The organism is Sphingomonas sp. CCH9-F2, from assembly GCF_001556735.1.
GTDB lineage: Bacteria > Pseudomonadota > Alphaproteobacteria > Sphingomonadales > Sphingomonadaceae > Sphingomonas > Sphingomonas ginsenosidimutans.
Genome location: NZ_LSJO01000143.1, coordinates 1 through 15465 on the forward strand (window position 1 = coordinate 1; position 15465 = coordinate 15465).

Annotated in this window: 18 protein-coding genes; 7 read left to right on the forward strand and 11 right to left on the reverse strand. The window is 68.2% G+C overall.

Annotated features, from left to right (window positions below; genetic code table 11):
- Nucleotides 1-27: 27 nt before the first annotated feature.
- The 3 genes from AX685_RS04185 to lipB form a co-directional block, all read right to left on the reverse strand.
- Nucleotides 28-711, reverse strand: coding sequence for a hypothetical protein (locus AX685_RS04185; protein WP_066485712.1), 684 nt, complete (start codon nt 709-711; stop codon nt 28-30).
- 240 nt (nt 712-951) lie between these two features.
- Complete coding sequence (locus AX685_RS04190) at nt 952-1200, reverse strand: hypothetical protein (protein ID WP_066485714.1); 249 nt, start codon at nt 1198-1200, stop codon at nt 952-954.
- Nucleotides 1201-1288: 88 nt separating this feature from the next.
- Nucleotides 1289-1954, reverse strand: coding sequence for a lipoyl(octanoyl) transferase LipB (lipB, locus tag AX685_RS04195; RefSeq protein WP_176484775.1), 666 nt, complete (start codon nt 1952-1954; stop codon nt 1289-1291).
- A 111-nt stretch (nt 1955-2065) separates the two neighbouring features.
- Here lipB and AX685_RS04200 point away from each other — a divergent pair, with 111 nt between their 5' ends.
- Both AX685_RS04200 and AX685_RS04205 read left to right on the forward strand, forming a co-directional pair.
- Nucleotides 2066-2878 (forward strand): hypothetical protein, encoded by an 813-nt coding sequence (locus tag AX685_RS04200; RefSeq protein WP_066485718.1) that lies wholly within the window; start codon nt 2066-2068, stop codon nt 2876-2878.
- A complete protein-coding gene (locus tag AX685_RS04205; protein WP_066485719.1) occupies nt 2875-3621 on the forward strand; it encodes a hypothetical protein in 747 nt (248 codons plus the stop codon). The genes AX685_RS04200 and AX685_RS04205 overlap by 4 nt, the downstream gene beginning before the upstream one ends.
- Here AX685_RS04205 and AX685_RS04210 read toward each other — a convergent pair.
- The 3 genes from AX685_RS04210 to AX685_RS04220 all read right to left on the reverse strand — a co-directional run bounded on the left by AX685_RS04210 (nt 3591) and on the right by AX685_RS04220 (nt 5525).
- Nucleotides 3591-4127: a GNAT family N-acetyltransferase gene (locus tag AX685_RS04210; RefSeq protein WP_231738543.1), complete on the reverse strand. Its 537-nt coding sequence runs from the start codon at nt 4125-4127 to the stop codon at nt 3591-3593. The genes AX685_RS04205 and AX685_RS04210 overlap by 31 nt on opposite strands.
- Before the next feature lie 65 nt (nt 4128-4192).
- Complete coding sequence (gene hemF, locus AX685_RS04215) at nt 4193-5032, reverse strand: oxygen-dependent coproporphyrinogen oxidase (RefSeq protein ID WP_066485722.1); 840 nt, start codon at nt 5030-5032, stop codon at nt 4193-4195.
- A 31-nt stretch (nt 5033-5063) separates the two neighbouring features.
- Nucleotides 5064-5525: a tRNA (cytidine(34)-2'-O)-methyltransferase gene (locus AX685_RS04220; RefSeq protein ID WP_066485726.1), complete on the reverse strand. Its 462-nt coding sequence runs from the start codon at nt 5523-5525 to the stop codon at nt 5064-5066.
- A 199-nt stretch (nt 5526-5724) separates the two neighbouring features.
- Between AX685_RS04220 and petA the strand changes: the two genes are divergently transcribed.
- The 5 genes from petA to AX685_RS22285 all read left to right on the forward strand — a co-directional run bounded on the left by petA (nt 5725) and on the right by AX685_RS22285 (nt 9786).
- Entirely contained in the window at nt 5725-6291 is a 567-nt protein-coding gene (gene petA / locus AX685_RS04225) for a ubiquinol-cytochrome c reductase iron-sulfur subunit (protein ID WP_066485758.1), read from the forward strand.
- A gap of 15 nt (nt 6292-6306) precedes the next feature.
- Nucleotides 6307-7593, forward strand: coding sequence for a cytochrome b (locus AX685_RS04230; protein ID WP_066485728.1), 1287 nt, complete (start codon nt 6307-6309; stop codon nt 7591-7593).
- A 33-nt stretch (nt 7594-7626) separates the two neighbouring features.
- Nucleotides 7627-8469 (forward strand): cytochrome c1, encoded by an 843-nt coding sequence (locus tag AX685_RS04235; RefSeq protein ID WP_066485735.1) that lies wholly within the window; start codon nt 7627-7629, stop codon nt 8467-8469.
- A gap of 99 nt (nt 8470-8568) precedes the next feature.
- Nucleotides 8569-9114, forward strand: coding sequence for an adenine phosphoribosyltransferase (locus AX685_RS04240; RefSeq protein ID WP_066485764.1), 546 nt, complete (start codon nt 8569-8571; stop codon nt 9112-9114).
- 99 nt (nt 9115-9213) lie between these two features.
- Nucleotides 9214-9786: a peptidase gene (locus tag AX685_RS22285; protein WP_231738544.1), complete on the forward strand. Its 573-nt coding sequence runs from the start codon at nt 9214-9216 to the stop codon at nt 9784-9786.
- A gap of 5 nt (nt 9787-9791) precedes the next feature.
- Here AX685_RS22285 and AX685_RS04250 read toward each other — a convergent pair whose 3' ends face one another.
- From AX685_RS04250 to opgC, 5 genes are all read right to left on the reverse strand, one after another.
- A complete protein-coding gene (locus AX685_RS04250; RefSeq protein ID WP_066485741.1) occupies nt 9792-10238 on the reverse strand; it encodes a MaoC family dehydratase in 447 nt (148 codons plus the stop codon).
- A 23-nt stretch (nt 10239-10261) separates the two neighbouring features.
- On the reverse strand, nt 10262-11578 hold the full coding sequence (locus AX685_RS04255; protein WP_066485743.1) for an alkaline phosphatase family protein: 1317 nt from the start codon (nt 11576-11578) through the stop codon (nt 10262-10264).
- Between the two features lie 277 nt (nt 11579-11855).
- Nucleotides 11856-12956 carry a redox-regulated ATPase YchF gene (gene ychF / locus AX685_RS04260; RefSeq protein ID WP_066485746.1) on the reverse strand — a complete coding sequence of 367 codons (1101 nt, stop codon included), beginning with the start codon at nt 12954-12956 and terminating at the stop codon, nt 11856-11858.
- Between the two features lie 60 nt (nt 12957-13016).
- Complete coding sequence (locus tag AX685_RS04265) at nt 13017-14102, reverse strand: lactonase family protein (RefSeq protein WP_066485749.1); 1086 nt, start codon at nt 14100-14102, stop codon at nt 13017-13019.
- Nucleotides 14099-15196: an OpgC domain-containing protein gene (gene opgC / locus AX685_RS04270; RefSeq protein ID WP_066485751.1), complete on the reverse strand. Its 1098-nt coding sequence runs from the start codon at nt 15194-15196 to the stop codon at nt 14099-14101. Before opgC ends, AX685_RS04265 begins: the two co-directional genes overlap by 4 nt.
- Nucleotides 15197-15465: the final 269 nt, after the last annotated feature.

Below are 15465 nucleotides of genomic sequence, written 5' to 3' on the forward strand. Positions count from 1 at the left end.
CACCTACGCCGCCCGCCGGTGCGGTCATCAGCGTGCGGCGTAGGTGATCGGAGTCAGCGGTTCGCCGCAGCGGCGGACGTCGAAATCCGACTTCTTCCAGCAATTCTTGTCGAAGCGCGGCAGCGTGGCGGGCAATATGCTCAGCCGCGGGAATTGCTGTTCGCCCCAGGGCGTCAGACTGTTGCGCAATTCGCGCATCCGCGCGATCGCCACGTCGCCGAACTTGCCGCGCGGCGCATACAGCGCGGCGCGCCCGATGTCGGCGGCGGTGGCGCAGAAGCCGAACTGTGCGGCGACGGTCGCGAAGCCGGAATAGGTGCGCGTCCCGAACTGGTCGAGTGCGTTCTGCCCGTCCTTCTTCGTCTTGGCTTTCCGCTCGAAATATTTGGCGAGCATGGCATAGGAGCTCGCCAGCTCCGCCTTGTGATCGGCCAGCACGGCGTTGTAGTTGGACACCGTCAACAGCGTCGGTTCGAACTGGCATTGCAGCGCGGCGACGTTAAGCGCGGCACGCATGTTCCAGATGACGCCGGCGCGCAACTCCGCCGGTGTGGCATCCGGTAGCGGCTGGCCGATGCCCGGCTCGGTTCCGGTGACAGGCTCCCCGCGCAGATCCTTCGATTTGAAGTAGAATTGTGCCGATGCCGGCATCGCTCCCATGACGCATGCCGCCAGCGCCGCAACCGCGCCGGCGAACCCCACCTTTTGCATTACACACTCCATCGTCGCGGTGGACCCGCGTTAACCCTCATACGGCATAGCGTCGCGCCGTCCCAAGGGCTTTCTGTCACCATTCGTCGTGCATAGGACAGAAAATGGCGGAATTTCGATGATATGGCGTAACGATCGCGGTCGTGTGCGTTGCATCTGCGAAGGTGTCGGGCGTCGATACGAAAAGAGCCGCCCGGTCGCCCGGACGGCCCGTTCCCAAAGTAATCGCCGTGCGGCAGATTACATCGCGTTCGACATGTTGGTCATCATCATGTCGTTGCCCATGGTGTCGTTCGCCATCATGCCGCCATTCATGGTGCCATCCACTGCCGTCATGTTGTCGGTCATGGTGTCCATGCCTTCGGTGGCATTCATGTCGGTGATCATGGTGTTGTCGGTGGTCTCCGTCTTCGAACCACACGCCGAAACCGCGAGCGCGGCTGCCGCGAGCGCCGAACCGGTCAGAACCTTGGTGATGACTGCACGCATGAAATTGCTCCCTAGACTGTGGATTTGGCGACCTTCGGGGTCTTTCATCCCAAATCGACGTAGACATTAATCGCAGATGACCGGCCCCTCAAGCCTCGATTTCAGCGTCACAAGTCAAGCTTGTCAGAAAGGCCGGAGCAGTGAACGCGAGCGCAGCGTCGAAGGTTGCATGATCGCATGATATACCAAGTGCTTGCGCACTGGTGACCGGATATTCGGCGATGCCGCACGGGACGATGCCACCGAAGTCGGACAGGTTCGGCGCGATGTTCACAGAGAAGCCGTGCAGCGTGACCCAGCGTCGCACGCGGATACCGATCGCGCCGATCTTCGCCTCCTGGCCGGTGGCGTCGCGGGTCCAGATTCCGATGCGGCCGGGGGCGCGGAACGCGGTGATCCCGACCCGGGCCAGCGCCGCGATCACCCAGCCTTCCATCGCATGGACGAAGCAGCGCACGTCGCGGCCGCGCCGGTTGAGGTCGAGCATCAGATAGCCGATACGCTGCCCCGGACCGTGATAGGTGTAGCGGCCGCCGCGCCCCGCCGGCACCACGGGGAACCGCGGGTCGATCAACTCGGCGGGATCCGCGCTGGTGCCCGCGGTGTAGACCGGCGGATGTTCCAGCAGCCAGATCAGTTCGGACGCTTCGCCCGCGGCGATCGCGGCGGCGCGCGCCTCCATCGCGGACAGCGCCTCCGCATAATCGGTCAACCCCGGCGACACGCGCCACTCGATCCCGTCCGGTCCCTGCACCTGTCCCAGATGCGATCGCGCGACACGATTGGCAAGCGCCCGTCGGATCGGCTAGGCGATCGGGCCACTGGGGCGGGCAGGGGAGCCGCGATCGTCATGGCTGCAATCAGAATGGGAACCGTCTGGGATCGTACGCTGGACGTGATCCGCGGGCGTATGGCGATCCTGGCGGGCATCGCGCTCGCCACCGTCTATGTCCCTGGCCTGCTGGAGCCGGCCTATGCCGCACTGACCGGTCAGCCGGGGGGCACCGGCGCGGCGCAGGGGGTGATCGGAATCGTATCGGCGGTGCTGACGATCATCGGCGTGCTGGCGATGACGGCGGTCGCCACCGATCCGGCGGTCGACGGCGCGCAGGGGCGGCGGCTGGGCGCCGCGCGGCTTGGGCCGGCGCTGGCAAACCTGATTGTGCTGGTGATCGCGTTCGGCGTTCTGTTCCTGCCGTCGATCGTCGCGCTGTTCGCGGCGGGCGCGACAGTCAGCGCAGCGGGGACGGTCGATGTCGCCAACGCCGCAAGTGGAATGCTGGCGGCGTCGGCGCTGCTGATGGTCGTCGGGCTGATCGTGCTGTTGTGGTTCAGCGCGCGGCTGGTGCCGCTGTTCGCGGTGATCGTGAACGAGCGGCGCGGGTTCGGCGCGATCGCACGCAGCGTCGCGCTGTCGCGTGGGTCTGCGCTGCGATTGCTGGGGGTCATGATCCTGTTCGGGATCGTCCTGCTGGTCGTGATGGCGGCGGTGGGGTCGGTCACCGGGGTGATCGCGCGCCTGTTGCTGGGCGGCGAGGCGGAGGCGATGGTGACATTGATCGTATCGCTGTTCGTAACGCTGGTGACCGCGGCGGGCACGGTGGTACAGACGGTGTTCTACGCGCAATTCTATGCCGCTGCGCTGGCGCGCGACGAGGCGGCGGCGCAACTGGCATGACCTTCACCTTCGCCGGATTGCTGGCGGCGACGTGGCGGCTGCTGCGCCGCAGCCTGGACCCGGTCATCGCGATCACCGCGCTGTTCGTCTTCCTCCCCGCCTTTGCCGCCTTGCTGCTGAGCGACCCGGTCCCGCCGATCCCGCCCGCGCCGCGTGACGAACTGGCGATGCAGGCGTGGGTGACCGCGATGGCGCAATGGGGGCAGGCCAACGGCCTGTGGTTCGTGGTTGCCGATGTGGCAGGTATTTTCGGCGCGGCGGCGGTGGCGGTGCTGCTGCTCGATGCCGATCGTCCGACCGTGGGGCAGGCGCTGCGTATCGCGTCGCGCACCTTCTGGCCGTTCCTGATCGCCAGCGTGGCGATCGCCGTTCCGGTGGGGATCGGTCTGTGGCTGTTCGTCCTGCCCGGCCTGTACGTGCAGGCGCGGCTGGTCGCGTCGATCCCGGCGATCGCGCGGCGGCCGGGGCTGGGCGTGGGGCGCGCGATCCGCGTCAGCCTGGCGATGACGCGCGGGCACGGCTGGGCGATCACGGGGGCGCTGGTGACGCTGTTCCTGGCGCAATATCTGGTGGCGGTGCCTCTGATGCAGGCCGACGAATGGCTGCGGATGCCGGGCAACGCCAATCCGCTGCTGCTGTCGCTGGTCGATGCCGGGATCGCCGCGGTCGGCGCGATCTATGCCACGGGCACGTTGCTGGTGGGGATCATCATCTATCGCGTGCGCGCGAGCAGCGGCACCTGAGGCGCGGCATCGGCCGGCAGCACGCCGAGAACGCGCGGGTCGGCAAACACCTCCACCGTCCGCGCCGTCGCGGTAAAGCCCTGCGCGCGATAGAAGCCCAGCGCCGCCGGGTGATCGAGCGTGCAGGTGTGAAGCCACACGCGCCGCGTCCCCGACGTCCACGCGCGCGCCAGCGCCTCCGCCATCAGCCAGCGGCCCAGCCCCTTGCCCGCCAGTTCGGGGACGAGCGCGAAATAGCCGATCTCGCATGCGCCCGTCTGGCGCCGGTCCAATTCCAGCATCCCCAGTTCGACCCCCGCGCGATCGACCGCGGCGAACACCTCCACCGCCGGATCGTGGATGATCGCGGTCAGCGCCGCATCGTCCATCACCAATCGCGAATACCACAGCCAGCGTGCCCCCACGCGGCGGAACAGCGTGCGATAGCGATCGGGGGCCGGGGCATCCCAGCGCGTCAGCCGCAGCGGCGAAGCGGGCATGGGGCGCAGCGGCGGGCGGGTGCGCATCTCCAGCGTGGTGACGATCGTTGCGACATGATCGTCGGGCACCGCGTGCAGCCCCGCCACGTGCGTTACTCCCATGTCGCGACGGGTGGCAGGCTCATCAGGATCGCATCGATATTGCCCCCGGTCTTCAGCCCGAACAGCGTGCCGCGGTCGTAGACCAGGTTGAACTCGGCATAACGGCCACGCCAGCGGCGCTGCTCGGCCAGGTCCTCGGCCGTGAACGGATCGGCCATGCGCCGCCGGACGATTCGCGGATAGGCGGCAAGGAACGCGCGCCCGACGTCCTGCGTGAACGCGAAATCCGCCGCAAAGTCGTTTTCCAGATGATCGTAGAAGATGCCGCCCACGCCGCGGTGGACGCCGCGATGCGGGATGTAGAAGTAATCGTCCGCCCACGCCTTGAACCGCGGATAATGCGTCGGATCGTGCGCATCGCAGGCGCGTGCCAGTTCGGCATGGAAATCGGCGGTGTCCTGCGCGACCGGCAGCGGCGGGTTCAGGTCGGCGCCGCCGCCGAACCATTGTTTCGTGGTGCGCAGGAAGCGCGTGTTCATATGCACCGCGGGCACGTGCGGATTGGCCATGTGCGCGACCAGGCTGATCCCGGTGGCGAAGAAGCGCGGATCCTCGCCGGCGCCGTGGATGGTGCGCGCGAAATCGCCCTCGAACGTGCCGCCGACGGTGGAGACGTTGACGCCCACCTTCTCGAACACGCGGCCCTTCATCACGCCGCGCACCCCGCCGCCGCCCGGCGCGCCTGACGGGTCGGCACGGTCCCAGGGGAGATAGTCGAAGGTCGCGTCGGACCCGGCCTCCCGCTCGATCGCCTCGAATTCGGCGCAGATCAGGTCGCGCAGATGCTCGAACCAGGTGCGCGCCGCGCGCTGTTGCTCGTCCAGTTGCATGCCCCTGCCATCGCGGGCGCGGGCGATGCGGTCAATCGGTCAGTTCGTCCCACCCGCCGGTCTGCCGCAACGCCTCGCCCAGCACGATCGCGCCTGCAACCGCGACGTTGAGCGAGCGCAGGCCCGCGCGCATCGGGATGCGCACCGCCATGTCGGCGCGTGCATGTGCCGCCAGCGGAACGCCCGCGCCCTCGCTGCCAAGCAGCAGGATGTCGTCGTGGGCGAACCGCGCCTGCGGCAGCGGCACGGCGTCCGCCGCGGTGGTGGCCAGCACGATCCGCCCGCTGGATGCCGCCAGGAACGCCGCCCAGTCGACATGGCGGGTCACCGCGACCTTCCCGGCATAGTCCATCGCGGCGCGCGCCCATGCCCGCTCGCTCCACGCGAAGCCCATCGGTTCGATCAGATCGACCGCCACGCCTAGGCACGCCCCCAGCCGCAGCAGGGTGCCGACATTGCCGGCGATGTCCGGCTGGTACAGGGCGATGCGCATGACAGTGCGCCTAGCCGGGTTGGGGTCCGCGCGCAAAATGCTGTTGGCAAAGCGCGCCCGGCATGGCTATCAGGCCGGGCGGGCCGCCGTGGGGACGGGCAGGCCGGCGGCGGGGCGTCGATATGTCATCACGGCATGGAGCCGGCCCGGCAACAGACGAACGGGTAGAGGTGCGACGCGAATGGCGACGGCAGACGACATGATCCCTCCGGGCGAGAATCCCGCGCCCTATCACGAGGAGGCGCACGATCCGCGCCGTCGCGATTTCATCAACATCGCCGCGGTCTCCTTCGCCGGGGTCGGCGCGGTCGCGATCGTCCTGCCGCTCATCAACCAGATGAATCCGTCGGCCGACGTGCTGGCGCAATCCACCACCGAGGTGGACATCTCGAAGATCGAGCCGGGGCAGGCGATCGTCGCCAGCTTCCGCAAACAGCCGCTGTTCGTGCGCAACCTGACGCCCAAGGAAATCGGCGAGGCCGATGCGGTGGCGGTCAGCTCGCTGCGCGACCCGCAGACGCTGGAACAGCGCACCAAGGCGGGAAAGAAGAACTGGCTGATCACGCTGGGCGTCTGCACCCACCTGGGCTGCGTGCCGCTGGGCGCGCGCGAGGGCGAAAATCGCGGGCCGTTCGGCGGCTATTTCTGCCCGTGCCACGGCTCGGCCTATGACACGGCGGGTCGTATCCGGCAGGGGCCGGCGCCCAAGAACCTGGCCGTGCCCGACTATAATTTCACGTCCGACACCGTCGTGACGGTGGGCTGAGGGAGGATTTAGGACATGAGCTTTCCCTGGGCCAAGCATTACGAACCGAAGCAGCCGCTGATGCGCTGGCTGGACGAGAAGCTGCCGATGCCGCGGCTCGTCTACAATGCGATCGGTGCGGGCTATCCGGTGCCGCGCAACCTCAACTATTTCTGGAACTTCGGCGTCCTGGCGGGTGCCGCGCTGGTGATCCAGATCGTCACCGGCGTCGTGCTGGCGATGCATTATGCTGCCAATGCGGGTGTCGCGTTCGGTTCGGTCGAAAGCATCATGCGCGACGTCAACGCCGGCTGGTTCCTGCGCTATGCGCACGCCAACGGCGCGTCGATGTTCCTGGCGGTGGTCTATATCCACATCGGCCGCGGGCTGTATTACGGATCGTACAAGGCGCCGCGCGAGATGGTGTGGCTGCTGGGCGTCGTGATCTTCCTGCTGATGATGGCGACCGCGTTCATGGGTTATGTGCTCCCGTGGGGGCAGATGAGCTTCTGGGGCGCGCAGGTCATCACCGGCTTCTTCTCGGCGATCCCGCTGGTGGGCGAAACGATCCGCGTGTGGCTGCTGGGCGGCTTTGCGCCGGATAATGCCGCGCTCAACCGGTTCTTCTCGCTCCACTATCTGCTGCCGTTCGTGATCGCGGGCGTTATCATCCTCCACATCTGGGCGCTGCACATTCCGGGTTCGAACAACCCGACCGGCGTCGACGTGAAGGGCGAGCAGGACACGGTGCCGTTCCATCCCTATTACACCGCCAAGGACGGCGTGGGCGTGGGCGTGTTCTTCCTGGTGTTCGCGCTGCTGATCTTCTTCTCGCCGAACCTGCTGGGCCACCCGGACAACTACATCGAGGCGAACCCGCTCTCGACCCCGGCGCACATCGTTCCGGAATGGTACTTCCTGCCGTTCTACGCGATCCTCAAGAGCTTCACCGCGGACTTCATCCTGCCGGCCAAGCTGTGGGGCGTGGTGGCGATGTTCGGCTCGATCCTGCTGCTGTTCTTCCTGCCGTGGCTGGACAGCTCGCCGGTGCGCTCGGCCAATTATCGCCCGACCTATCGCTGGTTCCTTCTGGTGCTGCTGATCGACGTGCTGGTGCTCGGCTATGTCGGGGGTGCCGAGGCGACCGCGCGCAACGTGATGATCGGGCAGATCGCGGCGGCTTACTATTTCGCGCACTTCCTCATCATCCTGCCGCTGGTGTCGGCCGCGGAGAAGCCGCGTCCGCTGCCGAACTCGATCACCGAGGCGGTGCTGGCAAAGCATGGCGGCACGTCGCCTGCGCAGACGGCCATGGCCGGCTGACCGAAACGAGACGATTAGGGGACAGATAAGACAATGGCTCGTCTCATTTCACTGGTGATCGGCGCGGGGTTCGTCTTCGTGCTCGCGCTGGCGCTGTTCTTCACCGCGAAGGACGCGATCCAGAATCCGGCACCGGAATCGGCGGAACATGAATTCCACCTCCATCCCGAGGACATTCACCTGTCCTCGGCCGGCTTCTTCGGGAAGTTCGACCGGCAGCAGCTGCAGCGCGGCTTCCAGGTGTACAAGGAAGTGTGCGCCGCCTGCCATTCGCTGAAGTACGTGTCGTTCCGCGACCTCGAGCACATCGGCTATTCCGAGGCCGAGGTGAAGGCGATCGCGAACCAGTGGGTGATCGAGCAGCCGACGGTGAACCCGGAAACGGGCGAAGCCGCGACGCGCAAGAACCTGCCGTCCGATCGCTTCCCGCTGCCCTTCGCCAACGACATTGCGGCGCGCGCGGCGAACAACAACGCCATCCCGCCCGACCTGTCGCTGATGACGAAGGCGCGGCATGACGGGTCGAACTACGTCCATGCGCTGATCACCGGCTATCGCAACCAGCCGGCCGAACTGATTGAGAAGTTCCCGGGCGCCAAGACCCCGCCGGGACTGCACTACAACCCGTATTTCGCGAACCTCAACATCGCGATGCCGCCGCCGCTGACCTCGGACGGGCAGGTGACGTACAGCGACGGGACCAAGGCGACCAAGGATCAGATGGCGCGCGACGTGGCGGCGTTCCTGACCTGGACGGCGGAACCGAACCTGGAGGCCCGCCATGCGGCCGGCTTCGCGGCGGTGATCTTCCTGCTGATCTTCGTCTATCTGGCGTGGGGCGCGTATCAGAACGTCTGGCGCGACATCAAACATTGATCGGCGCGGCTGCCGCCCTGGTGGCGGCGGCACACGGTCGTATCATGACCCCGGCCGCCGCGCCGGGGTTTTTGTTTGTGGGAATTCGAGGAGGACGACATGGCCGGGCCGGAGCGTAATGCCGACCTGCGGGCGCTGATCCGCACCATCCCCGACTTTCCCAAGCCGGGAATCGCGTTTCGCGACATCACCACGCTGCTGCTGTCGCCAGCCGGTGTCGCGACGTGCATCGAGCGGATGGCCGCTGCGGTCGACGGGCCGGTAGATCTGGTCGCGGGGATCGAGGCACGCGGCTTTCTGTTCGCGGCAGCGCTGGCCGTACCGTTGCGGGCCGGGGTGCTGCTGATCCGCAAGGACGGCAAGCTTCCCGGCGCGACCATCGCGGAGGATTATGCGCTGGAATACGGCCAGGACCGGATCGCGATCCACGCCGACGCGCTGGTGCCTGGCGCGCGCGTCCTGCTGGTCGACGACCTGATCGCCACCGGCGGCACCGCGCGTGCGGCGCTGCGCTTGCTGCGCAAGGCCGGCGGGGTGGTGACGCAGGCGCAGTTCGTCGTCGACCTGCCCGATCTGGGCGGTGCCGATCGGCTGCGCGACGACGGCATCACGGTCCACGCGTTGGTCGACTTTCCCGGCGACTGACGGGGCGCCGGAACCCGGCGCGCGCGTCGGCGGTTCCCCTTCACGTCCGCGACGGCCGGCGATGCGACCGCCGTCCCGTGCCACGACGGGAGAGTGACGATGGTGCTAAGGCAATGGGCCAGCGCGGCCTTGCTGGGGTGCGGGATGCTCGCGACGGCGGGCTGCACCGACGGTTATGGCTATAGCGGCGTGTCGATGGGCTATGGCAACGGCGGCTATTATGGCGATCCCTATTATGCCGGCGGCGGGTGGGGCGGCGGTGTCGCGCCCAGCTATTACGGATGGTACGGGGATTATTATTATCCCGGCACCGGTGGCTTCGTCTATGATCGCTATCGTCGTCCGGTGCGGTGGAATGCGGACCAGCAACGCTACTGGCAGGGGCGCCGCGGGGCGTGGGGCGACCGCGCGGTACGCAACAACTGGCAGGACTTCCGCGGCGACGTTCGGCGGGAGCGCCGCGACTATCGCGGTGACGTGCGGGCGGGGCGTGAGGCGTATCGCGCGGGGACCATTGATCGCGGACAGTTCCGCGACGTGCGGCGTGATGCACGGCGCGACTATCGCCAGGACGTCCGTCGCGATTACCGCGATCTGCGGCGCGAGAACAGGGCAGAGGGCTATCGCACGCCGCGCCCGGACCGGGCGTTCCGGCCGCGGCGCGATCGCTGACGCTTTCAGGCCGGCCGGGTCTGGATCAGGCCGTTCGAGATCATCGACATCACTGCGACGTCGTCCTGATTGAAAACGGTGACGCGGCTCTTGAAGATGCCCATTTCGGGCCGGGATTGCGACACGCGCTTCTCCAGTACCTCGCTTTCGACGCGTAGCGCGTCGCCCGGATAGACGGGAACGAGCCAGCGCAATTCGTCCATACCGGGCGATCCCAGCCCGGCCTGGCGATGTTCCTTCAGATTGGCGACCAGCATCGCCATGGTCATCGCGCAGGTGTGCCATCCGCTGGCCGACAGCCGCCCGAAATGCGTCGCAGCCGCGGCCTCGTCGGAAAGGTGGAAGGGCTGTGGATCGTAGCGGCGGGCGAACTCGATCACCTCTTCGCGGGTCACCTCATATCGGCCGAACCGCGCGACCTTTCCGATCTCGAGATCCTCAAAATACTGCATCCTCTTTTCCTTTCTTGTCGTCTTCAGCGACGCAGCACGCCCCGGAACGGCCGGTCGTCACCATCTAGCCGCTGACCGGGCGGCAGGCCGAGCAGGTCGCGGATCAGCGGGGCAATATCGACATTGTCGAACGTCGCGATCCGCCGGCCGGTGGCAAAGGCGGGGCCATTGGCGATGAACAGCGCGCGCATGTCGGCCGCGTCATTGTCATAGCCGTGTGCGCCGCCGGTAAACGGCTTGGCGGGGGCGGTCTTCGCGATCGTCCATGCGCCGGCGGGGCCATCCTCCGCCAGACAGAAGAACGGCGGGATGCGCGGGTTGGTGCCGTAGCGGAAGCGCGCTGGAATCGCCTGCCGCCGCCAGCATTGCATATGGGGATGCGGGGCGAGGAGCGCGCGCGCCACCGCGTCCTCGCGGCCCGGCGTCGGGACGAAGGTGGCGAACGGGCCGGTGTCGATGATGCGCGCGTCGGCCGGCGGGACGATCGTGTCGAGCGCGATCGTGCGGGTCGATGCGGTGGGCGCCATGCCGTGGTCGGCGACGATGACGAGGTTTGCGGGCTGTCCCAGCGTGGCGAGGCCGGCGACCAGTTCGCCGATCCAGCTGTCGACCTGCGCGACCGTGGCGGTCATTTCCGGGGCGGCGGGGCCGAAGGTGTGGCCGGCGGTGTCGACATTGTCGAAATAGAGCGTGACGAACGCCGGGCGGGTGGCGGCGGGGCGGCGGAGCCAGTCGATGACCGCGTCGACGCGCTGGTGGCCGGTGATCTGCTGGTTGAATTCCTGCCAGTCGTGCGGGCGGGTGCCATTGGCGACCGGATGCGGCCATTGCGGGTCGCGAACGCCGCCCCAGGCGACGTTGCTGCCCGGCCAGAACATCGTCGCGGTGCGGATTCCAGCCCTTTCCGCGGTCACCCACACGGGTTCGCCGCCGTTCCACCAGAAGGGATCGTCGTTCGACATCGTGAAGACCTCACCGGGGCGCGCGGCATCCTCCATGGTGTTCGCGACGACGCCGTGGTGATCGGGGACGAGCCCGGTGACGAGCGTCCAGTGATTGGGCGCGGTCTTGCTGGGGAAGGACGGGCGCATGGCGGCGGTGACGCCGCCCGCGGCGAGCCGCGAGAGGTTCGGCGTGACGCCGCGATCGAGATAATCGGGGCGAAACCCGTCGATCGACACGAGAATCGTGACGGGCGGGCGCTGTTCTGCGGGCGCCGATGCGGCATTTGCGGGCGGTGCGGGCGTGGTCGCGGGGGGCAATGCGCGCGGTGCGTAAGGGTAGGCGCATCCCGACAACAGGGCGAGCGCGGCGGCGAGCGATGCGAACGGAGCCTTCATGACGCGGCAATACGCCGCGGACGGGGGCGGCGAAAGAGCGCAGATGTAGGGTAGAGGGGGCGGTGCGGAGCGGGCGATGACCGGGTTTCAGTTGGCCGCGTGATGTTTTCGACCGGAACATCGGCGCATCTCCGTGTTCCGGGCCGTCATGACCACGCCATCAGCCCCCGGGTGTACCCTGCGCCGTGGATGCCGGAACGGCTCCGGCATGACGGGGCCGGTGCTGCAAGTGGCGCGAGCGGACGGTGGCCGGTTCCGGGACCGGCCGCCGCCCGCATCACACGTTGAAGCGGAACAGCATCACGTCGCCGTCGTGGACGACATATTCCTTGCCTTCCTGACGCAGCTTCCCCGCTTCGCGGGCGCCGGCTTCGCCGTTGCAGGCGACGTAGTCGTCGAAGGCGATGGTTTCGGCGCGGATGAAGCCGCGTTCGAAATCGGAGTGGATCGCGCCGGCGGCCTGCGGCGCCTTCGACCCGGCCTCGACCGTCCAGGCGCGCGCTTCCTTCGGGCCGACGGTGAAGAAGGTGAGCAGGTGGAGCAGTTCGTAGCCCGCACGGATCACGCGCGCGAGGCCGGTTTCCTCCAGCCCCAGCTCGGCGAGGAATTCGCCGCGATCCTCGTGCGGCATCGTCGCGATCTCCGCCTCGATCGCGGCGGAGACGACGACCGCCTGCGCGCCCTCCGCCTTCGCCTTGTCGAACACCTTCTGCGACAGGGCATTGCCGTTGGCGGCGTCTTCCTCGTTCACGTTGCACACGTAGAGGACCGGCTTGGCGGTGAGCAGCTGCGCCTGATCCAGCACGCGGCGTTCCTCGACGTCGCCCACCTCGGTCAGCCGCGCGGGCTTGCCGTCGCGCAGCAGGTCGAGCGCGCGGCCCAGCACGACGGCGGCGAGCTTCGCCTCCTTGTCGCCCTGCTGCCCTTTCTTGGCGAGGTTGGGGACGCGCTTCTCCAGGCTTTCGAGGTCGGACAGCATCAGCTCGGTCTCGACCGTTTCGGCATCGGCGATCGGATCGACGCGGTTGTCGACATGCTGGATGTCGTCATTCTCGAAACAGCGCAGGACGTGGACGATCGCATCCACCTCGCGGATGTTGCCCAGGAACTGGTTGCCCAGCCCTTCGCCCTTGCTGGCGCCGCGCACCAGCCCGGCGATATCGACGAAGCCGAGCTGGGTTTCGATGATCTTGCCCGAGCCGGCGATCGCCGCCAGCTTCGACAGGCGCGGATCGGGGACGCCGACGTTGCCGACGTTCGGCTCGATCGTGCAGAACGGATAATTGGCCGCCTGCGCCGCGGCCGTTTCGGTCAGCGCGTTGAAGAGGGTGGACTTGCCGACGTTGGGCAGGCCCACGATGCCGCAGCGGAAACCCATGATGATGCCTGTGCGAAAGGGAGAAACAGCGCGCCAGATAGGCGAGCGGCGCGCGGAAGGCTAGGCGCGATCGAGGAACACCACGCCGGGCACCGCCAGCACCTGCCCGGTCGCCGCCAGCCGGCCGTCGGGAAGGATGCGGAACACCGCGACGGTGCCGCTGCGTTCGTTGGCGACCAGGCAGCGCGCGCGATCCTCCAGCAGCAGGAAGAAGCGCGGCCAGTGCCCGCCGCTGGCGATATGCTGGATGAGGCGCGGGGTGCCGTCGGCGGCGAAATCGAACACCGCGATACTGTCATGCCCGCGGTTGGAGGCATAGAGCCGCCGCCCGCGCGCGTCGAGGCTGAGGTGCGCGGCGAAGGAGGCGCCGGCGAACCCCGCCGGCAGCAGCGATTGCGTGGTGCGCGTCGTGAACGTGCCGTCGGCGTGCGCGTCGAGCGTCAGCAGCGTATTGCCCAGTTCGGTGACGACATAGGCGACCGGCAGGCGCGGGTGATGCGCCAGATGCCGTGGCCCGGCGCCGGCAGGCGCGCGCCATGCGACGCGCGGTTCGCCGGGGACCGCGCCGGCCATGTCATAGGCGAACACCGTATCCGCCCCCAGATCGACGGTGTGGAGGCGGCGTGCGTCGCGGGTGAAGCCGACCCAATGCGCGTGCGGCCCGGCCTGACGATCCGTATTGGGGCCGGTGCCGTGCTGCTGGCGGACGGTCGGGGTGCCGGGGCGGCCATCGCGGCCGAGCGGCCAGACTGAGACCGTGCCCGACGAATAATTGGCGACCGCCAGCGCGCGCGCATCGGGGGCGATCGCGACATGGCAGGGATCGTCCCCGCCGCTCGGCACGTCGGCGAGGACGCGGGCGTTGCGGTCCGTGACGATCAGTCGGCCCTTTGCCTGCTCCTTCGCCAGATAGCGGTGCGCGCCATGCGTCACGCCGAAGGAGATGCCGGTCAGCGGGGCGGGGGCCGCGACGCGCCAGCCGGCGCCCGCGGGGGCGAGCGTATAGAGGCCGGCGCCGCCTTCGTTGGCATAGGTGCCGGCGATCAGCGCGGGCATCGTGGCCGTCGTGGTGCGCGCACGCGCGGGGAGGGCGGGCAGCAGGGCCGTGGCGGCAAGGCCGCCGAGCAGATCGCGTCGGGTCGTCATCGCGCGGTGATGGACGGTGCCTGCGTGCCGCGCAACCGTGCCGCGCGCGCATCCCGCGCATAAGCCAGCGCGATAGTGGCGGCGACCCCGGCGAGTGCGAGCACGTAATAGGCCGGATAGCCACCGCCCGCGCGCAGCCACAGCGTGCCAAGCGCATAGGTGAGCACCACGCCGCCCGCGAAGCAATCGAGGCTGTGGCGCCCGATCGCGGCCAGCGCGCGCCACGGCTGGCGCGCCAGCCACGGGCGCAGCCACGTCAGCACCGCGGCGTAGAAGACCAGCATCAGCACCGCATGGGCGACGCGCAGCGGATGGAGACCGAGCGGCGCCTCCAGCCACCATGGCCGCGCCAGCCATTGCGCTTCCTGAAGCTGGCGGACGGCCGCGGCGGCGATCGCCAGCGTGACGAGCGCGATCAGCGCGGTGCGGTGCCCGTCGAGCCAGCCGAACAGCGCGCGATGCGCCGATCGCGCGCCGAGCGCCATCGGCACGAAGAACAGCATCTGCCATGCCGCCAGCGAAACGGCGGTGCCGAGGTTCGCGGCCGGATTCGCGGCGATGGCGTGCCAGGTGATCGCCTGCGACGCGATCCACAGCGCCACCGACAGCGGGATCACCGCGCGAGGTGCGCGGGCGTGGAGCGCCATCGCCAGCGGGGCGAGCAGCATCAGCGAGATGTAGAGTTGCAGGATGTCGAGCAGCCGCGGCGCGGATTGCAGCATCGCGAAGCGCGCAGTGGCGGCGGCGGGGGCGGTCCAGAAGACGTCGAGCCGCCAGAACGCCAGCTCTCCCGCGGTCATCACCAGGCCGATCGGCAGCACGATCGCGAGCAGCGCGATGTCGTACAGCCACAAGGTGCCGGCGCGGCGGACGATCGCGCGCGCCGGATGCGGGCGGCGCAGATAGACCAGCCCGACCATATAGCCCGACATGATGACGAACAGTTCCGCCGCGGTGGAAAAGCCCAGCCGCGTCGGCGTGGGGATCATCCACCCGCGATAGCCGGCGAATTCGACGACCTGCGTCAGGTGATTGAGGAAGATCGTGACGATGGCGATGCCGCGCACGATGTCGATGCGCGGTTCGCGCTCCATGGCGGGCGCTCCCGTGGCGGTGATCGATACGTGGGCGTAACGCCGGTCGGGGGCGTGGGGTCCGGCGGGGCGTCACGTAGGTGCGAGCGACACGTCCGTAAAACCGCTTGGGCGCCCCGCAGGAACCGTCACACCGGACTTGTTCCGGGGGCCACCGGTCCGCATTGTCAACCGCTTATGCATATGCGGCACGGTGGATGCCGGAACAGGTCCGGCATGACGGAACGGCGGCGCGGCTGCCCCCTACCTGTCTCTTATACACATCTCCG